The sequence below is a fragment of the Lewinella sp. IMCC34183 genome (genome assembly GCF_003390915.1).
In the GTDB taxonomy this organism is placed as follows: domain Bacteria; phylum Bacteroidota; class Bacteroidia; order Chitinophagales; family Saprospiraceae; genus Neolewinella.
Genome location: NZ_QMEM01000004.1, coordinates 404,659 through 424,909, shown reverse-complemented (window position 1 = coordinate 424,909; position 20,251 = coordinate 404,659). Strand labels below are relative to the sequence as shown.

General features: G+C 64.3%; 16 protein-coding genes, 1 other RNA gene and 1 riboswitch. Of the genes, 7 read left to right on the top strand and 10 right to left on the bottom strand.

The window, feature by feature from the left end; genetic code table 11:
• Positions 1-7: 7 nt before the first annotated feature.
• The 4 genes from DQG19_RS11485 to rnpB all read right to left on the bottom strand — a co-directional run bounded on the left by DQG19_RS11485 (position 8) and on the right by rnpB (position 4,985).
• Positions 8-2,659 (bottom strand): carboxypeptidase regulatory-like domain-containing protein, encoded by a 2,652-nt coding sequence (locus tag DQG19_RS11485; protein ID WP_116126392.1) that lies wholly within the window; start codon positions 2,657-2,659, stop codon positions 8-10.
• 1 nt (position 2,660) lies between these two features.
• Positions 2,661-3,473 (bottom strand): GLPGLI family protein, encoded by an 813-nt coding sequence (locus tag DQG19_RS11480; RefSeq protein ID WP_157974463.1) that lies wholly within the window; start codon positions 3,471-3,473, stop codon positions 2,661-2,663.
• 115 nt (positions 3,474-3,588) lie between these two features.
• Positions 3,589-4,401, bottom strand: a complete 813-nt coding sequence (locus DQG19_RS11475) for a GLPGLI family protein (RefSeq protein WP_116126390.1) — start codon at positions 4,399-4,401, stop codon at positions 3,589-3,591.
• A gap of 196 nt (positions 4,402-4,597) precedes the next feature.
• Positions 4,598-4,985: RNase P RNA component class A (gene rnpB, locus DQG19_RS11470), an RNA gene on the bottom strand.
• A 41-nt stretch (positions 4,986-5,026) separates the two neighbouring features.
• Between rnpB and crtD the strand changes: the two genes are divergently transcribed.
• The gene (gene crtD, locus DQG19_RS11465) at positions 5,027-6,505 is read left to right on the top strand and encodes a 1-hydroxycarotenoid 3,4-desaturase CrtD (RefSeq protein ID WP_116126389.1); all 1,479 of its coding nucleotides are present in this window, start codon (positions 5,027-5,029) and stop codon (positions 6,503-6,505) included.
• A gap of 69 nt (positions 6,506-6,574) precedes the next feature.
• Positions 6,575-7,255, top strand: a complete 681-nt coding sequence (locus DQG19_RS11460) for an OmpA family protein (protein WP_116126388.1) — start codon at positions 6,575-6,577, stop codon at positions 7,253-7,255.
• Positions 7,256-7,309: 54 nt separating this feature from the next.
• On the opposite strand, the gene gatA is transcribed toward DQG19_RS11460, so the two are convergent.
• Complete coding sequence (gene gatA / locus DQG19_RS11455) at positions 7,310-8,728, bottom strand: Asp-tRNA(Asn)/Glu-tRNA(Gln) amidotransferase subunit GatA (protein WP_116126387.1); 1,419 nt, start codon at positions 8,726-8,728, stop codon at positions 7,310-7,312.
• Between the two features lie 156 nt (positions 8,729-8,884).
• Positions 8,885-10,201, bottom strand: a complete 1,317-nt coding sequence (locus DQG19_RS11450; RefSeq protein ID WP_116126386.1) for an MATE family efflux transporter — start codon at positions 10,199-10,201, stop codon at positions 8,885-8,887.
• Between the two features lie 145 nt (positions 10,202-10,346).
• Between DQG19_RS11450 and DQG19_RS11445 the strand changes: the two genes are divergently transcribed.
• Together DQG19_RS11445 and DQG19_RS11440 are read left to right on the top strand one after the other, a co-directional pair.
• Complete coding sequence (locus DQG19_RS11445) at positions 10,347-10,925, top strand: hypothetical protein (RefSeq protein ID WP_116126385.1); 579 nt, start codon at positions 10,347-10,349, stop codon at positions 10,923-10,925.
• Between the two features lie 68 nt (positions 10,926-10,993).
• Positions 10,994-11,710, top strand: coding sequence for a glycoside hydrolase family 25 protein (locus tag DQG19_RS11440; RefSeq protein WP_116126384.1), 717 nt, complete (start codon positions 10,994-10,996; stop codon positions 11,708-11,710).
• A gap of 556 nt (positions 11,711-12,266) precedes the next feature.
• Here DQG19_RS11440 and metX read toward each other — a convergent pair.
• From metX to DQG19_RS11420, 4 genes are read right to left on the bottom strand one after another with little or no spacing between them, the layout of a single operon-like run.
• On the bottom strand, positions 12,267-13,367 hold the full coding sequence (metX, locus tag DQG19_RS11435) for a homoserine O-acetyltransferase family protein (protein WP_116126383.1): 1,101 nt from the start codon (positions 13,365-13,367) through the stop codon (positions 12,267-12,269).
• Positions 13,368-13,384: 17 nt separating this feature from the next.
• Entirely contained in the window at positions 13,385-13,855 is a 471-nt protein-coding gene (locus DQG19_RS11430) for a DinB family protein (RefSeq protein ID WP_116126382.1), read from the bottom strand.
• Positions 13,856-13,875: 20 nt separating this feature from the next.
• A complete protein-coding gene (locus DQG19_RS11425; protein WP_116126381.1) occupies positions 13,876-15,162 on the bottom strand; it encodes an O-acetylhomoserine aminocarboxypropyltransferase/cysteine synthase family protein in 1,287 nt (428 codons plus the stop codon).
• Between the two features lie 14 nt (positions 15,163-15,176).
• Positions 15,177-16,706 carry a pyridoxal phosphate-dependent decarboxylase family protein gene (locus tag DQG19_RS11420; RefSeq protein WP_116126380.1) on the bottom strand — a complete coding sequence of 510 codons (1,530 nt, stop codon included), beginning with the start codon at positions 16,704-16,706 and terminating at the stop codon, positions 15,177-15,179.
• A gap of 9 nt (positions 16,707-16,715) precedes the next feature.
• Positions 16,716-16,830, bottom strand: a riboswitch (SAM riboswitch).
• 19 nt (positions 16,831-16,849) lie between these two features.
• On the opposite strand from DQG19_RS11420, the gene DQG19_RS21490 reads away from it, so the two are divergent.
• The 3 genes from DQG19_RS21490 to DQG19_RS11405 all read left to right on the top strand — a co-directional run bounded on the left by DQG19_RS21490 (position 16,850) and on the right by DQG19_RS11405 (position 20,183).
• Positions 16,850-17,920, top strand: a complete 1,071-nt coding sequence (locus DQG19_RS21490; RefSeq protein ID WP_116126379.1) for an alkaline phosphatase D family protein — start codon at positions 16,850-16,852, stop codon at positions 17,918-17,920.
• A gap of 10 nt (positions 17,921-17,930) precedes the next feature.
• On the top strand, positions 17,931-18,917 hold the full coding sequence (locus tag DQG19_RS21485) for an alkaline phosphatase D family protein (protein ID WP_116126378.1): 987 nt from the start codon (positions 17,931-17,933) through the stop codon (positions 18,915-18,917).
• Positions 18,918-19,028: 111 nt separating this feature from the next.
• Positions 19,029-20,183: a T9SS type A sorting domain-containing protein gene (locus DQG19_RS11405; RefSeq protein ID WP_116126377.1), complete on the top strand. Its 1,155-nt coding sequence runs from the start codon at positions 19,029-19,031 to the stop codon at positions 20,181-20,183.
• The last annotated feature ends 68 nt before the right edge of the window (positions 20,184-20,251 follow it).

Genomic DNA, 20,251 nt, shown 5'->3' with positions numbered 1-20,251 from the left:
GCCTATGCTAGAAATCGCGGCTGACGGCGACCAGGGCGTAGCCCGGGAAGGTGAGCCGGATGGACTCCTGGTAGAACAACTCCGTCTGGGAGGCCGTCAGCACCTCGCGGCCGGTCAGCGGTACGTTGCCGCGCAGTTCGAAGGACCAGGGGGAATGCGCCTGATGGTACCGCACTTCTCCCCCGGCGCGCACCACGGACAGCGGATCGGTAGCTACCTGGTATACGTCGGCGTCCAGCATAGGATAGAACCCCCAGTCGCCGGCCATGATCTTGCCGCTGATGCCGCCTCCGAGCGTGTGCAGGCTACTGCTGGCCACTCCCCGGCGGAAGGACGCCCGGTTGAGGTTCGTTTGGAAGGTTACGTCCGATGTTTCCCCGACAAAGTGCTTGTAGCTGGCACGCAGCAGGACGGTGCGTTGCCGGCTTCCGACCGGTTGGTCCCGATCGAGCAGGGTGTAGTTACGGGATTGGAAGGCAATGAGCATAAGGCGCAGGTCGCCCTTGTCCAGCTCCTTACTGAAGTGGCCGTTCACCGAGGAGGAACGCGTGGACACCCGGGGCTGCCCGTAGAAGAATTGCCGCTCGTTGCCCGTCAGCCGGAGCGCACTGACGATGCTGCTGGCTTCCGTAAAGGTGTGGGAAACGGCCACGCCCCAACTGGAAAAGCTGAACGGGTCAGTGCGCTGAAACTCGAGGAATGCACGGGAAGACGCCACGGGTTCCAGAGAAGAGTTGCCGATCCGGGACGCGGTGAAGGAGGTGACGTACGCCACGGGGTAGAACCAGCTCCGCTCGGCGTTGCTCACCGACCGCTCGTAACCGCCGGTCAGCTCACCAAGGTTGGGCAGGCTGCGCTCGATCCGCAGGCCCGGAAGTACGCTGATCCTTGCATCCTGCGCGCCGCCGCCCCACCGCCAGTGCTGCCGGAACAGGTTCAGGGAGGGGGAGAGTTTCCAGCCGCCCGGCAGGGTAGTGAGCGTTAGGGTGGCCGACTGCTCGCCGCGGTCCAGCCGGGTCGCCGCGTCCGTAAGCGTGATTTCGCGCCGGAGATCGATATCATCCCGGCTACCCATGGCGCGGGCCTCCGCGGTCAGGTAGAGTTTGGGGTGGAAGCGGTGGACGTAGCGGTCGTGTACCGACCAGCGCCGGGCGGGGAGGGCGGTACGCTGCACCAGCCGGTACGGACCCTCGACCGCCGACCAGGGTACCAGGCTCTCCAGGAAAGGGACGTTGCTGCGGAGGACCAGGTCTTCGGCGGCATCTTCCAAGCGGAAGGACAGGGACAGGTGGTGGGTGTGGCCCCCCGGCAGGCGGCGGACGTATTCGGTCAGGAGATCCGCCCCCAGGGAGTTGCGCTCGTCGGAGCTGCCGGAGGTGCGGTCGGTACCCGTGGAGGCGCGGTAGTCCTGCTGGGCCCGCCGGTCGCTGGCCAGTCCGCGCAGGCGAAGGTTGAGGGTGATGAATTGCTGCTTGGGAAGGGACGTTTTTGCGTCGAGGCGCAGGATGCCGGCGGTATGGTGGGTGGTACCCGATTCATTTTCCCGCTCCAGGAGCCCGGACCCGGCGGCGGGGTCGTAGACGGTGGTGGAGAAGTTGCGAAAATCGTTGCGCTGGTCGGAAACGATGCCGTAGAGGTGGAGGGTGGTGGAGGCTACCGGCGAAAAGTCTGCTCCCAGGGCGGCGAGGTGGGCGCTGCTCTCCGTGGTATAGGGGCGGGGCATCAGGGTGGACATCTCGGAATAGCGGTCGAAGTGATTGTCGCGGCGCAGGCTCATGGGCCCGCCGAGCAGTTGGACGCGTTGCCGGAAGGAGAGGAGCTCCGAATTGGTATTGTTGCTGCCCCCGATAAGGTACAGGTTGCGGTTCGGCGTGTAGTTGAACACGTCGGCCCGGCCCGTGTAGTGGCGCGGCGGTCCGGCACCGGCCGTGGCCTCACCGAAGACGATATTTTTCCGGTCGGGGCGCAGCTTGACGTTCAGGGCGATCTTGGCCGCGGCACCGGGGTCGAGGGAGAAGCCCAGCGGCTGGTAGTTTTCGAGTACCTCGATGCGGTCGGCGGCGTCGGCGGGCAGCCCGGTGACGGCCAGTTCGGCATTGCCGCCGAAGAAGGGTTTGCCTTCGACCAGTACGTCGTCTACCGGCTTACCCTGGTAGGTGATCCGGTTTTCGTCGTCTACCTCCAGGCCCGGCAGGTTATCGATGAGCTCGTTGAGCTTGCGTTCGCGGCCGGTGTAGAAGTGCTTGGCGTTGTAGGTGACGGTGTCGCCGCTGCGGCTGATGGGGGGTAGCGTGTCGCGGACCGTCACCTCGCTCAGTTCGTTGGTCGTGGGGGCCAGCCGGAAGATGACCGTGGTATCGGCGGTGACCGGACCCACGGCGCGCACGAGGTCACCGTAGCCCAGGTAGAAGGCTTCGGCCCGGTACCGCGTGTCGGCAGCCAGTGTAAGGGTGAAGCTTCCTTCCTCACCCGTTTGGGCGAAGGCGGTGCGGCCGCCACGGTTTTCCGGCGTGAAGATGACGGTCGCGTACGCGAGCGGGGTGCCGGTCACACTGTCGCTGACCGTACCGGTCAGGGTAACCGGTTCCTGCGCCAGTGCCGACCCGGCGATCAGGCACAGCAGGAGCAGTAGGTAGCAGGTATGCCGGTAGCCGGCCACCTCAGTTTCTTCTGATCCGTTCCATCCGCTTCTTGGCGGTGGCGTTGAGTTCGTCTTCGGTCAGGACGGCGCGTGGCTTTCCTAACTCCGGAAGGGCGCGTTCTATACCGGGTTGAATATCGATGGCCACCGCCCGGAAGCCTCGGACACGGTTGCCTCCTGTGGTGAGTTCCAGGATGAGGCCGGGCAGTCCGTCGTAGCCATTGGGACCGTACGGGAACGGCAACCGGGGCGCGAACCAGGCCGTGACGGGAATCGTCACCGTACCCCCCTTGTAGCTCTCGAAGGAGTAGCTGGACGTCGCCTCGCGGCAGATGTAGTTACCGATCTGCTTCGTTTTTCCCGTAATGGTCCAGTCCCATTTCGCGAAGGGTTCCGGAACGTGGACCAGGCTGCTGGAGCCCCCCAGGGTCTTTTCGGTGAGGCGCGTGCTGTCGGTCGTATTGAGGTAGTGGCGTTGCTCCCCCACAGTACCCATAGCCATACCAATGGCACCGTTGTAAGTAAATTCATCCTTGCCGCCGGTGGGTATAGCCTCCCTCACCAACTGAAAGATGGACACACTGCGGTCGAAGTACAGTTCAAACGTCAGGGTCCGCGATAGCTCGAACTGGTCGGTGATATCCTGGCCGACCATGGCGTGCTGCTCGGGTTTTTCCCGCCGCATGGAGTCTATGAAGGCGTAAAAGGCGGCCGAGGCGGCCGAATCGGAGACTACGGCGTAGGTGATTTTGCCGTATACCGGCGGGGCAGTAGACTGGGCAGAAAGCAGCGGACCGAGGAGGGAAAAGCAAACAAGTAAGACGTATACCATGAGCAAACCGGTTAGGTGGGGCGGCGGGGCGCGGGTGCAGTGTCACCCAAATGCAGCAGGGCGTGTTGCGTAAGATACGGTGCGGAAGGGCTTGATTCTGAATGCCGACCGGTAATTACCGATCCGGGGTCCTCGGCTCAATCCGTTCGTACGCCTCCCGCGCCAGTCGGGCCTCGGTAGTGATGCGGTCGGGGGTGTCCAGGGCGGGGAGCGACTGCCGGGTATCCGGTCCGATGTGGATCGAGGTAGCGCGGTAGGTTTGCGATCGTTTCCACCACGTCGTCAGTTCGAGGATGAGGCCCGGCAGCCCGTCGTAGCCCGCCGGGCCGTAGGGGTAGGGGAGGTCGGGGGCGTACCAGGCGGTGACGTGTACGGTCTTGTCGATGCCGTCCAGGTCGGTGTAGGTGTAGTCGTAAGTCGCCTGCCGGCACGGGTAGCCGGCTACGGTTTTGGTAGCTGACGTCTGCGTCCACTGGTACTTGTCGAAGGTATCGGTGAGGTGGTACAACGTGTCGCTGTCCAGCGCGGGCCGCTCGTGGAGCCGCGTTTGGGTGGAGGTGTTCAGGTAGTAGCGCCGGTCGCCGTCGGTTTCCAGAATGGCCAGGTTGTGGAGGAAACGGTTTTCGGTATCCAGGCGAAGTTGCGGCTGCAGCTGGAACAGCGACTCCTTTCCAACGAAGAAAAGATCGAAAACCAGGGTGCGGGTGACGTAGTACTGGTCGCGCAGCCAGTTGCCGCTACGGAGATCGGACGGGCCACCCGATCGTTTCAGGTCCTCCACCTCCGCGAAGATGGACGCTGAATCCGGGTAAAAACCGTAGGTGACCTGGCCCACCGGAGGATGGTTGTTCCGCTGGGCGGCTACCGGAGTAGCGGTGGAACAGGCCAGAAACAGCAGGAGAAGCGCGGAAGTAGTGTGGCGTGGCATAGTGCTGGGAAGGGTACGGGTAGGGAACGTGGGTGGGAGCGGTGAAATTTTTCTGGGGTGGCGGGGGGTGCCGGCTACTCGTGGTTGGGATAGCTGGAGCCCGAGGCGGTTTCGCGGCCGGAGGCCGCATTGTGCTTCCGCGGTCGGAGACCGCTTTGTACGAAGAGGCCCCGCCCTCCGGGAAGAAGACGGGGCCAGGTTGACCGTTCCGGTAAGCCGGGTTCTGTCGGCCCCGCCGAGGCGGGGCGCTCCACCATTTATCTAGGCCGCCGGTTGCCCGACGGCTCGATCTACCTACCCGCAGCGCTGGGGTTCGACCGGGCCGGCCGCATCCCCCGAAGGGGAACGCACTGCTGTTTGGTATTTCAACCCACGGGGTTTACCTCCATCCGACATTACTGCCGGAAGGCGTGGGCTCTTACCCCACGGTTTCACCCTTACCCCGCCGGAGCGGGGCGGTTTGCTTTCTGTTGCACTTTCCGTGCCTTCCCGGAGGAAGACCCCGGCCGTTAGCCGGCGTGGTGCCCTATGTTGCCCGGACTTTCCTCTTGCCCGCGAGGGGCAAGCGGTGGAGTGGACGGTCAGGGGATATAAACCCTTTACCGGCCGCGGGGTTGTTCCCCGTATGAAAACCGCCGTCATCGGGGCCGGCATCGCCGGACTGGCCGCCGCCGTTCGCCTCGCCGTCGCCGGCCATGAGGTGGAGGTCTTCGAGTCCGCCGACGGGCCCGGCGGCAAGCTTCACCAGTTCTCGCTCGGGGGCGGCTACCGCTTTGATTTCGGCCCCTCCCTGTTCACCATGCCGCAGTACGTCGACGAACTCTTCGCGCTGGCCGGTGAGGACCCCCGCGACCACTTCAGCTACGTCCGCCTGCCCGAGGTCTGCCGCTACTGGTGGCCCGACGGCACCCGCTTCAACGCCCCGGCCGCTACGGAAGACCTGGTGCGCGAGGCCGCCGATACCTTCGACGTCGACGAAGCGCAAATGAAGGCCTTCATGGACAAGGCCGCCGAGAAGTACGAACTCACCGGCCGCACCTTCCTGGAAAAAAGCCTGCATAAAGCAAGTACCTGGCTCGACCCGCAGGTCGCCTGGGCCATGCTGAAGATCCCGGGACTGGACCTCTTCCGCAGCATGCACGCCGTCCACGCGGCCGCCTTCGACGACCCGCGGCTGGTGCAGCTCTTCGACCGCTTCGCCACCTACAACGGCAGCAACCCCTATAAGGCCCCCGGCCTGCTGTCGATGATCCCCCACTTCGAGCACCATTTCGGGGCCTACCTGCCCACCGGCGGTATGTACGACATCGCGGAGAGCATCTACGAGCTGGGCAAGCGGCTGGGCGTGACCTACCACTTCGGGCAGCGAGTCGAGCGAATCTGTACGGCGGGGACGCAGGTGCAAGGGATCCTGGTAAACGGCGAGGAACTCGACTTTGACACCGTCGTCTGCAACATGGACGTATGGCTCGCGTACGACCGCCTGCTGGCGGGCAGCAAGCGGCCGGAGCGGACCCTGAAGCAGCAGAAGAGCAGCAGCGCCGTCATTTTCTACTGGGGCATCGACCGGGCCTTTCCGGAGCTGGGGCTGCACAACATCTTTTTCAGCCACGACTACGCCTCCGAGTTCGGCCGGCTGGAGGAAGGAAAGCTGAGCGACGATGTCACCGTCTACGTAAATATAAGCAGCAAGCTGGTCCCCGGAGACGCCCCCGAAGGGCACGAGAACTGGTTCGTGATGGTCAACGCTCCCGCCCACGCCGGACAGGACTGGGACACCATGACCACCGACTTACGAGCCCGGGTGCTGGCCATTCTGGAGAAAAACCTGGCACCCGCGGTCGCGCCCAATGAGTTGGAAAAACACATCAGGGCCGAGCGCATCGTCCGCCCCCCCGACATCGAGGCGCTCACCGGCAGCCACCAGGGTGCGCTGTACGGCAGCAGCAGCAACAACCCCATGGCGGCCTTCCTGCGCCACCCCAATTTCAGCCGCGAGATCGACGGGCTCTACTTCCTCGGCGGCAGCGTGCACCCCGGCGGTGGACTGCCCCTGTGCCTGCTCTCGGCCCGCATCGTGGGCGATTTAGTAACGGGCCGTTAACAGAGCGAAAACAAACATGGCCCCCGCGCGCCGGGTTTTAGTAGGTGCATTCAACCTAACTAAAGCATTATGAAGACTATTATCAGAACGTTCACCCTTTTTGTGCTGGCCTTTGCGCTGGTATTCGCTACCGGCTGCAACACCAGTAAGGCCGTCAAGGGCGGTGCCGCAGGCGGTGCCATCGGTGGCGTCGTAGGTGGCATTATCGGTAAGAATAACGGCAGCGGCACCAAGGGTGCCATTATCGGCTCCGTCGTAGGCGGTGCCGCGGGTGCCGTGATCGGTGACTACATGGACAAGCAGGCCAAGGAGATCGAGCAGGTCGAAGGAGCCGAAGTGGAGCGGGTAGGCGAAGGCATCATGGTGACCTTCGACAGCGGTATCCTCTTCCCCACCGCCAAGTACCAGCTCACCGAGGCTTCGAAGATCGAACTGCGCCGCATGGCCGACGTCTTCCAGAAGTACCCCGACACCGACCTGACCGTCGACGGACACACCGACAACGTCGGCAGCGAATCCTCCAACCAGAAACTTAGCGAGCAGCGTGCCGCCAGTGTAGCCGACTACCTGGTCGAGCTCGGCGTGGACCGCAGCCGTATGACCGTCGTCGGACACGGCGAAATGCAGCCCGTCGCCACTAACGATACCGAGGAAGGTCGCCAGGCCAACCGCCGGGTAGAGGTAGCCATCACCGCCAACGAGAACCTGCAGCAGCAGGCCCAGGACGGTACGATGACCATCCCCGAATAATCACCAACTATTGCTTGTGTTACAGGCTGGCGGCGTACCCACCCGGGTGCGCCGCTATTTTTTTAGGGCCTGTGCAAAGGCGAGTAATTCCTCCTCGTTCCACAGGTCGGCCATCAACTGGTAGCCCACGGGCAGGTGACCGCCGGATGCCTCTCCGGCCGGGATGGCGATGGCGGGCAGGCCGGCGAGGTTGGCGAGAACGGTGTAGATGTCGGCTAGGTAGTTGGCCACGGGGTCGTCGATCTGGTCGCCCACCGGCCAGGGCTGGCTCGGGGACACGGGCATCAGGATGAAGTCGTAGTCCGCCAGAATACCCCGCAACTGCTCTTGGATGACCCGCCGGGCCCGCTGCGCCTTGCCGTAGAAGGCGTCGTAGTAGCCGCTGCTCAGGACGAAGGTGCCCAGCAGAATGCGCCGCTGCACTTCGGTACCGAAGCCCTCGGAGCGGCTTCTTTTGTAGGTTTTTTCCAGCGTCCCTTCCTCTTCGGTCCGGTAGCCGTACCGCATGCCGTCGAAGCGGCTGAGGTTGCTGCTGGCCTCCGCGGTGGTGAGCACATAGTAGGTAGGCACCACGTAGTCGAAGTAGTCGAAGGTGACTGGCTCGACGGTGTGCCCCGCGTCCCGCAGGCGATCCAGGGCCTCACTGGTGGTCTGCCGGATAGCCGCGTCGACGCCCTCGTTTTCCAGCAGGTCGGCGAAGTACGCCACGCGGCGCGGGCCCTCACTGGTTGCGGCAGTGTAGGCGGGCACCGACCGGTTGGGGGCGGTGGCGTCGAAGCCGTCGGCCCCGGCCATCAGTTCCAGGCCCAGGGCGATATCGGCCGGATCGCGCGCGAGCAGGCCGATCTGGTCGAAGCTGCTGCCGTAGGCGATGAGGCCGTGGCGGCTGATGCGCCCGTAGGTCGGCTTGAATCCGTAGAGCCCGCAGAAGGAAGCCGGCTGCCGTACCGATCCTCCGGTACTGGAACCCACGGCCAGCAGGCAGGTGTTGGCCTGTACGGAAACGGCGGCGCCCCCGCTGCTGCCCCCGGGTACGCGGGCCGGGTCGGCGGCGTTTCGGGTAGGGCCGTAGTGACTGTTCTCGTTGCCGCTGCCCATGGCAAACTCATCGCAATTGGTGCGGCCGATGACGATGGCGTCCTCGTCCAGGAGCCGCTGCAGGGCCGTGGCCGTATAGGTGGCTACGAACTCCTCCAGCATGGCCGAGCCGGCACTCACGATGTGGTCCTTATAGCAGATCACGTCCTTGATGCTGACGACCACGCCGGCCAGTTGCCCGAGAGACGCTCCGGCGGCACGCTTCTCGTCCTGCGCGCGGGCTTGCTCCAGGGCCTCGTCGGCAAACACCTCCACGTAGATATTCAGGTACCGCTGATCGCCGATGCTGGCCAGGTAGCGCTCCACGAGTTTCAGGGTCGTGGTTTCTCCGGCGGCTAGTGCTTGCTGGGTGTCGGCTATGGAGGTGTAGAACATGGGCGTAAGTTAGTATGGTAGTCGGGTAGTTCTGTAGTCGGGTAGTCCTGGAGCGAGTAGCTTGTAGTTGGGTAGTGCTATAGTCGGGTCGTCTGGTAAATTGTAGTCTGATGGTACTGGGGTGGTGCGAGCCTACGGTACTACCGTACTACAAGACTACCGTACTAACCCCAGTTTCCACCAGAGCCCCTGCAAGCCCGCTCGCAGCACCATGAACAGCAGCAGGCTGCCCCAGAGTCCCCAGTTGTCAAAGTACTGGCCGATGAGGTAGTAGGCAACGAGGTATCCGGCCAGGGCTACGAGCATCGTCTGCCGCATGGTGGCGGCGGCGGTGAGGCCGACGAGGACGCCGTCCGCGAGGTAGCAGGGAGTGGCCAGCAGGCAGAAGGCGACCAGGATCGGCAGATATTGCAGGGTCACGGCCAGCGTATCGGCGGCACTGGCGGCGGGGGCGAAGAGGGACAGCAGCGCGCTACCGCCAAACCAGTAGACAAGCGCGTAGAGGACGGCCAGGCCCATGCCCCAGGCGAATACGTAGCGCACGGCCCGCTTCAGTTGTCCCGGGCGGTCCGCGCCGGCGTACTTGCCCACCAGGCTCTCGGCGGCGAAGGCGAAGCCATCTACCCCGTAGCTCAGCCAGTTGACCAGCTGCAGCAAGATGACGTTGGCGGCCACGGTGGCGGTACCGACGTCGAGGGCGTTGGCGCGGTTGTAGAAGAAGGCAAAGCTCAGCGTGAGGCAGACCGTGCGGATAAATATGTCGCGGTTGATCCGGAAGAAGGCCCTCAGGCTCGCTTCGCCGGCGGAGCGCGGGTGCGGTGCGGATGCGAAGAGGGGCCAGTCCGGGCTCCGGTACCGGCCGTACACCAGCAGCCCCAGCCCGATGAGGAGCCCGCCGTACTGCGCGGCCACCGTCCCCCAGGCCACCCCGGCAATGCCCCAGCCGGCCCGGGTGACGAGGTAGTAGCTCAGTCCCAGGTTGGCGAGGTTGACCGCTACGGTGAGCACGAGGGGCCACACCGCGTTCTGCCGCCCGAAGAACCAGCCCAGGAGCACCATCTGCAGCAGGGCGGCGGGGGCGGCGACGATGCGGATGTAAAAATACTCCTCCACCAGGGGCAGCTGTTCGGGGCGGATATTGAGCAGCCAGGCGGTCAGCCGCAGGGCGGGGGTCTGCAGCAGCACCAGTGCCAGACCGATGCCGGCGGCCAGGAGGGCGCCGCGGTAGAGGGCCTGCGCCTGTCCGGGCAGGCTCCCGCGCCCGAAGGCCTGGGCGGTCAATCCGGTTGTGCCCATACGCAGGAAGCCGAAGTTCCAGTACACGAAGTTGAAGGCCATGCTGCCGAGGCCCACCGCGGCGATGTGGCCGCCCCCGAGGCCGCCCATCAGGGCCGTATCGAAGCTGGAGATCAGCGGCACAGACAGGTTGCTCAGGATATTGGGTACGGCCAGCCGGAGGATCTCGCGGTTCATGGCGGCGAAGGTAGCGCGGCCGGCCGGCGCACATCGGATGTCGGGGACATCCGATGTGCGCCAGCAGACTTTAGTATATCCTTAAGCAGCCCCGGGGCCCGTTGAAACGTCTTATATACGATCTTGCTTCCTAATGCCCCCGCCCATGAAATCTTCCCTGGTCTTCCTGTTACTCCTCGCCGCACCGCTGCTTCTCTGGACGAGCTGTGAAAAGGACGACCCCGCCGTCGCCACGACCCTCAACTACGACGGGGACCCCGTCTCCGCGCCCCAGCTGCCGCCCGGGAAGAACATGTTTGCCGCCTACTTCCCTCCCTCCGTTACCCAGCAGTATACGGGCCGCACGCTCGAGCGTATCCGGTTCTACCTGAACACCATACCGGACTCCACGGCCGTTGTAGTCTACGGAGAGGGACCCGACGACCGCACGCCCGGCGCGGAACTTTACCGGCAGCCCATGACCAACCGCATCACGACCAACCGCTGGATCGAGGACCGCGTCATCCCGGGCCTCGAGATCGACGGCCAGGGCCTGTGGCTGGCGGTCGAAGTGGTGCTGCCCGACGGAGAGCCATTCTCGGTGGGGTGCGACGCCGGGCGCACCTACAACTCCAACGGCGACCTGCTCCGGCTGGCCACCAACCCCAACCAGTGGGCAAGCTTCCGGGACATCACCGGCGAGCAAGTGAACTGGAACATCCGGGGCATCCTGGGAGGAGAATAATTTTCCTCAGGGCATCTGTCCACGCCCTTTTTTCGTAAATTACAGTACCAATTAGCGAACATAACCCCTTGAACCAATCCCGCTTCATCCTGAGTCTGCTCCTCTGCGCGCTACTGTCGGCGTGTGGCAAGGAGGAGGTGAGTGAGCGGTACGCGGTGTCCGGCCTGGACGTCAGCCGCTACCAGGGGGTGGTCAACTGGGACAGCGTGGCCAACGCCGGCCACCACTTCGTATTCATCAAGGCTTCCGAGGGTTGGACGCACCGTGATATCGCCTTCCGCGCCAACTGGGCCGAGGCCGGCCGCGCCGGGATTCGCCGTGGTGCCTACCACTTTTTCCTGCCCCATACCAGCGTGGAGCGGCAGCTGAGCAACTTCATCGACCTGGTAAAATTGCAGCCCGGTGATCTGCCCCCCGTCCTCGACGTGGAAAACCGCGGTGATCTTTCCGGCCCGGACTTTGTCGCCCACGTACGCCAGTGGCTTCGCCTGGCCGAAGATCACTACGGCGTCAAGCCCATCCTGTATACCGGCCTTAATTTCTATAACCGTCACCTGGCCGGTCAATTTAACGAGTACCCGCTCTGGCTGGCGCGCTACAATGACCACGAGCCCGTGACCGTCTGCGGCCGGCCCTTCCAGTTCTGGCAATACACCGACCGGGCGGCGTCGCCCGGCATCGTCGGTGCCGTGGACCGCAACGTCTTTTCGGGTACCCTGGCCCAGCTGGATTCGCTCTGCGTACCCTATCCGGCTACCGTGCACGATCCCCTGGCCATCAACTAGCAACCCGCAACCCGTGCGCTCCGGGCATCGGATGAGGCCTTGCTGCGCGCGTCTCGCATCCGATGACCTCTGCTGGCCTTCCAGGGTACGATCGGCGCAACCGGTAACCCGCAACCAGCTCGCTCCGGTCATCGGATGAGGCCTTGCTGCGCGCGTCTCGCATCCGATGACCTCTGCTGGCCTTCCAGGGAGACGATCGGCGCAACCCGCAACCCGCAACCAGCTCGCTCCGGTCATCGGATGAGGCCTTGCTGCGCGCGTCTCGCATCCGATGACCTCTGCTGGCCTTCCAGGGTACGATCGGCGCAACAGGTAACCCGCAACCAGCTCGCTCCGGTCATCGGATGAGGCCTTGCTGCGCGCGTCTCGCATCCGATGACCTCCGCTGGCCTTCCAGGGAGACGATCGGCGCAACCCGCAACCAGCTCGCTCCGGTCATCGGATGAGGCCTTGCTGCGCGCGTCTCGCATCCGATGACCTCCGCTGGCCTTCCAGGGAGACGATCGGCGCAACCCGCAACCCGCAACCCGCAACCAGCACCCAGCACCCAGCAACCCTAAACCTCCTCCGACCCCGGTACCGCGAACTTCCGTCCCGTGAGGGCATCGGTAAAGGCCCGCTTGGTCGTAGCGTCGATCCGCAGCTGATCTCCCAGGAAATCGCTCAGGAACTCCCCGATCTTTACCGCCTCCGTCAGAAAGCCGTCGTGACCGTAGTCGGAGTGCATCACTTCCAGGCGGCTGTTAGGAATGTGCCGGCTGATCACGGCCTGCTCCTCGATCGGGAAGAGGATGTCGGTGTCGATACTGATGACCAGGGTAGGGGCCTTGATCCGGCCCAGCGCGGAGGCTACGCCCCCGCGGCCCCGACCCACGTCGTGGCTATCCATGCCCCGGGATAGGGCGTAGTAGCATACGGGGTCGAACCGCTTCCACAACTTGTAGCCCTGGTACCGTTGGTAGCTGCTGGCGCGGTAGTCGTCGTACTTGTCGGCTTCCTCCTCCGATTGGGTACCCACGTAGGTCCGGTAGTGGCGGTAGGAGAGCATGGCGACGGCGCGGGCGGCTTCCAGGCCGGCCTTGCCGGCGTCGGGCGCGTCCGTACCGAGGGTCGGATCGGCCCGCATGGCCATCCGCTGGCTCTCGTTGAAAGCGATTCCCCAGGCCGAGTGGCGGGCGTTGGTGGCCAGTACGCACAGCAGGTCGAAGCGGTCGGGCTCCAGGCTGGCCCACTCCAGGGCATGCTGCCCGCCCATGCTGCCGCCCATAAGTAAGCGCACGCGGCCGATACCCAGGTAGTTGGCGACCAGCGAGAAGAAGCGGGCGTTGTCCTTGGTGGTCACCAGCGGAAACTCGAGCCCGTAGGCCCGGCCCGTGGCGGGGTTTTGGCTGCGCGGGCTGCTGCTGCCGTAGGTACTGCCCAGCATATTGACGCACACGATGAAGTAGCGTTCCGGGTCAATGGTGCAGCCCGGCCCCACCAGTCCCGGCCACCAGTCTTCGCAGTCGCTGTTGGCGGTCAGGGCGTGGCAGATCCAGATGACGTTATCGCGGGCCGCGTTCAGCGTACCGAAGGTGTCGTAGGCCGCGGTGAGGTTGGGCAGTACCGAGCCAGACTCCAGCTGGAAGGGGTGTTCGATGTACAGGTAGCGCGTCAAGGGAAGCGGTTCTGGGATTATTGGTTTCGACCGAAGCGCAACACACTGGCGATCAGGTTGATCTGTCCCAGGTGGTATACGTCGTGCTGTATGGCCCCGTCGATCACGTGACGGTAGTGGTAGTAGTGGTCGGGGTGTACCTTCTCTTCCAGGCTACCGTAGTCAAACGCATCGAGGGCCTGCAGCATCTCCTCCTTGGTCTCGGCCAGTTCATCCAGCATCTCCGCCTTGGTTTTCCCGGAGTAGTCCGGCCAGTCCACGGGTGAGCCCAGTTCGATCTGTGGGCGGGGCTTTTTCTGCAGTCGCAGGGCAGTGTTGCGACGCCAGGCCACTATGTGCGCCACGAGCTGTGCGATGGTACGGTGCCCTACCGGCCGGTGAAAATCCTCTTCCGGGATAGGCTCCAGGCTCTCCTGCACACCCTTGCCGTACATCGGCATCTGGCCGTGCAGCACCTCGTACTGGTCCTTGTATAGATCGGGGGTCATGATTCGTCAATTATGGATGATCAGATCAGGTCGAGCGCCTGCTGCAGGTCGGCCTTGATGTCGTCGATGTGCTCGATGCCCACGCTGATGCGCAGCGCGTTGGGTTCTACACCTGCGGCCCGCTGTTCGTGCTCGTTGAGCTGCTGGTGGGTGGTGGCGGCGGGGTGGATGATGAGGGTCTTGGCGTCGCCTACGTTGGCGAGGTGGCTGATCAGCTTCAGGTTATCGACCACCTTGGTGGCGTCTTCCTTGCCGCCCTTCACGTTGAAGTTGAGGACACCGCCGAAACCGTGGCGCAGGTACTTCTTCGCGTTGGCGTGGCCGGGGTGGTCGGACAGCCCGGCGTAGCTCACGCTCTCCACCTTGTCGTGGTCGCGCAGCCACTCGGCGAGGGCCATGGCGTTCTCGCAGTGGCGCTCGACGCGCAGGCTCAGGGTTTCCAGTCCCTGTACGAACATCCAGGCGTTGAAGGGCGAAGCGGCGGGGCCGAAGTCGCGCAGCCCCTCCACCCGGGCGCGGATGGCGAAGGCGATGTTGCCGAAGGGACCGTCCTTCCCGAAGACGTCGTTGAAGACCATGCCGTGGTAGCTCGGGCTCGGGTCGGTGAACTGGGGGTACTTGCCGTTGCCGAAGTCGAACTTACCACTGTCCACGATCACCCCGCCGATGCTGGTGCCGTGGCCGCCGATCCACTTGGTGGCCGACTGCACCACGATGTGGGCCCCGTGCTCGATGGGGCGGCAGAGGTAGCCGGCGGCGCCAAAGGTATTGTCGACCACCAGCGGCAGGTCCGTTTTTTCGGCCAGGGCGCTGAGGCCTTCAAAGTCGGGCACCAGGAAGCTGGGGTTGGGCAGCGTCTCGGTGTAGATGGCCTTGGTCTTCTCGTCGATCAGTTTCTCGAAGTCGGCCGGGTTGGTGCTGTCGGCGAAGCGCACCTCGATGCCGATCCGTTTGAAGGCGACCTTGAACTGGTTGTAGGTACCTCCATAGAGGTAGGGGCTACTCACGATGTTGTCGCCGGCCGAGGCCAGGTTGTTGATGGCCAGGAACTGGGCGCTCTGCCCGGATGCGGTGGCCAGGGCCATGGCTCCCCCCTCCAGGGCCGCGACGCGCTTTTCGAAGACGTCGGTGGTGGGGTTCATGATCCGGGTATAGATGTTCCCGAATTCCTGGAGACCGAAGAGCTTGGCCCCGTGCTCGCTGTCGCGGAAGGTGAAGCTGCTGGTCTGGTATAGGGGCAGGGCACGGCTGCGGGTCTGCTCGTCGACCTCCTGGCCGGCGTGTAGTTGGAGTGTTTCGTAGTGCATAGTGGTAGCTAGTATTAGTGAAGAGGTGAAGTAGGAGGGGTGCGGCGGGGCGCGGGTGCCGGGGGACGTACCTGTCCCAATACATTGCGGAGTTCCGCACGGAGCCAGTGTACGTCCCGCGGTTCGGTGCGCCAGTTGACGAAAGCGGCGCGCATACCCGGTCTCCCGTTGAGGGTTGTCGGGGTGAGGAAGTAGCGGCCGTTGTCGTTGAGTTGTTGCAGGAAGCGGGTCACGGTCGCCGGGTCCGCGTCGGTCAGGGTGAAGGATACCACATTAAGGCGTACGGGGGCCAGCAGTTCGAAGCCGTCTTCCTCCTGTACGAAGTCGCCGAGCTCCCGGGCCGCGGCCACGCAGCGGGTGACGATGTCGCGGTAGCCGGCCTTGCCGTAGGCCCGCAGCGTGGACCAGACGGGCAGGGCGCGCAGCCGACGGCTGTTCTCCGGACCGAGATTGAGGTAGTTGAACTCGCTGTTGTCTCCGAGGTAGGGAGCGTCGCCGTTGCGGAAGGTGGCCACCTGCAGCGCTTCGTGTTTCTTCCGGACAAACCAGGTACCGCTGTCGTAGGGTACGTTCAGCCACTTGTGGTTGTCTACGGTGATGCTGTCGGCGTATTGCCAGTGGTCGAGGTAGTCGGCTGCCTTGGGAAGCAGGGCGGCGAAGCCGCCGAAGGCACCGTCGATGTGCAGCCAGAAGTCGAAGCGGTCGCGCAGCGCGTGCAGGGCGCGGAAGTCGTCAAAATCCGCGGTATTCACCGTGCCCGCGCTGCCGACCACGATGGCGGGGGTACCGGGCTCGGCGGCCAACTGTTGCTCCAGGTCGGCAACGTCCATAGCCTCCCGGTCGGGCAGGGTCTTCACCAGGCGGAGGGCGGCGCTGCCGAAGCCCAGCATCCTCAGGGCCTTCACCGTCGAAGAGTGGGGCGTGGCGGCGTACACCCTCAGTTCCGCGTTGCCGAAGCCGTTGGAGGCCACGTCGCGACCAAGGCGGTCGCCGAGCCACTGCCGGGCGGTGGCCAGGCAGGTGAAGTTGCTCATGGTGGCGCCGGTCACGAAGCCGCCGTTGAAGTCGGCGGGCAGACCGAGGGTGTCGCGCAGCAGCCCGATGGTTTCGTACTCGATGCGCCCCGACGCGTCGCCAAACCACCGCAGCCCCTGCGGATTCTGATCGTAGACGCTGGCCAGCCAGTCGCCGGCCAGGGCGGCGGGCGTCACGCCGCCGACCACGTAGCCGAGGTAGCGTGGACCGGAGGAGGCCACTATCAGATCGTCAAAGCGGCGTACGCAGTGCCGCAGGGTCGCCAGGGCACCGCGGCCCTCCCCGAATTCGGTATCGTTGGGATGCACGACCCCGCGCACGAATCCGGGGCGGTAGTGCCCCGGCGGCAGCACCTCGTCAAAGGGCTGTTTGGCCCCCGCGCGGCGCCGGGGTAGGGTGGCAAGAAAGTGTGAGGATTCCTCGACGACGGCGGCCAGGAGTTCCGGCAGGGTATCGCGGTCGTGAAGCAGGGGTGGGGCCGGAGCGGCCGCCGGTTGCGGAGTGGGCATGGCAGTATGATTTTATAGTTTCCCGCCAAGCGGGACAGGCGTTGGCACCTTTTTTCCCAAGCCATCGGGAAAGTGGTTGCCAGGGTTTCGCAGAGCCTGATCTCTCCACCCTTCGTTATAAAAAAAGCCCGCACGGCTGCGGGATGGGGCACAAATATAGGGGCTTTAGAGAAATACCGGAGCAGCCACTTTCGCCCGGGGGCAGGCGCCTGCCCGCCACACCTTACCTTACCGGAGACCTCACTGCTATCCGCCCCGCTTACCTGTCTACGCTGTTAGTTGCCCTGTTCTACTGCACCTGCGTACCCGCACAAACCCTTTTTACGCACACGCGGCCCTGGACGGGCGCCCGGCCGCAACTCGCGGAGGCCGACCTGCGGCCCTTCTACCACGGCGTAGCCTCCGGGGATCCGCTGGCCGACCGGGTGATCTTCTGGACGCGGGTCACGCCGGACACCGTCGACGGGCGGAGCATCAGGGGGGAATGGTGCGTGGCCACCGATCCCGGACTGGAAGACCTGGTACAGGAGGGCACCTTCACGATCGAAGGCGAAACCGACTACACCGTCAAGGTAGACGTGGACGGGCTGGCTCCCGCCACTACCTACTACTACAGCTTTTCGGCCCTCGGCCGCGATTCCCTGACCGGACGCACGAAAACGACACCGACCGGCGCAACGGCCGACCACCTGCGCTTCGGCGTGGTGAGTTGCAGCAACTTTCAGGCCGGTTACTTCAACGCCTACGGCCGCCTGGCCGAGCGTAACGACCTGGAGGCGGTGATCCACCTGGGCGACTACATCTACGAATACGCCAACCGGGAATACGGAAACACCGAAGTCTGGGACGACCGGATCGTAGCGCCGGACCGGGAAATCGTGAGCCTGGAAGACTACCGCAACCGCTACTCCACCTACCGCCTGGACAGTGACCTCCGGCACCTGCACCAGCAACACCCCATCATCTCCGTGTGGGACGATCACGAGTCGGCCAACGACAGCTACGAAACGGGCGCGAGCAATCACCAGCCCGGCGACGAAGGCAGCTGGACCGACCGCAAGGAATGGTCGCGGCGGGCCTACTTCGAACGGTTGCCGATCCGCGAAACGGGAAACCGCAGCATTTACCGCACGATCTCCTACGGGGACCTGGCGGACCTCATCATGCTGGATAACCCGCCTGGAGGGTCGCGAGGCGCAGATCTAGGACGTTAGTGATCCCGCCCTGCAGGCGGCGGACCGTACCCTGCTTGGCGAGGAGCAGCGCGCCTGGTTTCTGGATCAACTGGCCTCCTCCACCGCCCGGTACAAGCTGATCGGTCACCAGGTGATCTTTTCCGAATTCAACATGGACTGGGCGGGCCTCCAGTTGCAGTGGCCATACGAAAGTGTGGAAAGCGACTTCCTCGACATCTGGGATGGCTACCCCGCCGCGCGGCAGCGAATAGTCGACCGGATCGACTCGCTGGGCATCCATGACGTGGTCATCCTGACCGGCGACTTCCATACGGCTCTCGCTTTCGAGGTGGCGGTACCGGCCAACGAACTCTCCTTCCGGACGGAGGGCACCCTGGGCCGGGTACCGATATACACGCCAACCGCCTACGATCCGGAAACGGGCGCGGGCACGGTGGCGCTGGAATTCGCTATCCCGAGTATCTCGGCCGCCAACTTCGACGAAGCCACGGGGCGCGAAGTCGCGCAGCAATTGGCCGAACAGCTCATCACCGAGCTAAGTCCGAAGCCTGGCCTCAACCTGGGCGTCCCCAACCCCCACATGAAATACGCCAACCTCTCCGACCACGGCTACTATGTGCTCGACGTGCGGCCGGATAGTATCACGGTCGATTACTTCTCTTCGCCGATCCTGGAACGGTCGACCACGGAAACCTTCGCCGCCGGTTTCCGCAAGGCCGCCGTAAGCAACCACCTGCAGACTGCGGACGCCCCGGCGGCGGGCAAGGCCCGCACCGATACGCCCGCCCCGGCCGGTCCCCCGGGCCTGGGAACCGCGACCTCTACCGTATCCGGGCCGACGGTACTGCCGGTAGCGCCTAACCCTTACCGGCAACGCCAGCCGCGTGAGGTACTCACTGCCGGTGGGAGGCACGATGACCATCGATCTGCTAGATGCGACCGGCCGGCAGCTCCGCGTCTTCCGTACGGGGCGGCAGGTGGCCGGACTGTACACCCTGTCGGCCGGGCTGGATAATGTACCGGCCGGTACCTACTATCTTCGTCTGGCCAGCCCGCAGGGGACCACCCTGCAGCCCCTGGTCAAGCGTTAACGCCGCCGCGCGCACCCACACCAATCTCCCCGCATATGTCCCTTACTCGTGCTTTCCTGTGTTCCCTGCTCCTCGCCGGCCTGACTTCCGGGGTCGGTGCCCAAATCACGCTCGGCCGTGCCTACTTCCCGGTCGTCGGGGACAGCCTGCTCACGAATCAGGCTACGGACGCGTACCGGGAGGGTATCGTCTTTCAGCCCCCCGGGGAGGCACTTACCTGGGACTTTGGTTTTCCGGACCTGCGGACCGAATACACCGAGGTCCTGGAGGCGGTGGTGGCCGACACCCTCTTCCCCACGGCGGAGATGCGGCTCACTTCGGCGGCCTTCGATTACGAATACTACCGGAGTACGGACACGACCTTTGAGCTCGTGGGGCTGGTGGGCTCCCTGCCGTTCTTCCGCGATGAGGTGTTCGCCGCCGCGCTGGTACCGCCGCGTGCCGTACGGCGCGCCGGGATCTCCTACGGCGACAGCTTTTCCTCAACGTCGGTGCGGGAGATACGCATCAGCGTAGACAGCCTGCCGGCGGATATACGCACGAGCGACATCGGCAGCGCCCTGCGCAGCTACGATTCCGTCCGCGTCACCAGTACCAGCATAATCAGCGACGTAGTGGACGCCTATGGCAGCCTCACCCTGGAGGGCGATACCTACACCGTGCTGCGGGAGAAACGGGTGGAAATAATGGATACCCGTGTATACGTGAAGGCGGGGCAGTCCGCCTACCTCGACGTTACCGGCATCGTACGGGCGGCCGACCCCTCCACCGAGGCCTACCTGGGCCGGCAGCCGGAGGAGGGTACCTACTATTTCTGGGCGGAGGGCGAGAAAGAACCGGTGGTCGAGATCGAATTCGACGCGGAGGAGCGGCCCACGACCTTTCTATACAAGCGGGGGGGCAAAACTACGGCCGTCCACCGGCCCGACCCCAGCGTGGCGAACGTGGAATTGTACCCTAATCCCGCGACCGAGGAGGCAACCCTGACCTACCGGATGCTACGCCCGGGGCGGATAGCGGTGGAGCTGCGCGACGCCGCGGGCCGACGGGTCGGCAGTTGGCCGGCGGCCGAGCGGGGGGCGGGAACGCACCGGATCACGGCTCCCCTGGTGGACTTACCAAACGGAATGTACTACTTCGAACTTGCCACGGAAGCGGGGAAAACACTGCGAAAGCTGATAAAGCAATAATTACTATTTTGTCTGCGCAATCTCGATCATCGAACTTTTGAAGCGCGATTTTTTCGCGGCCATCTAGA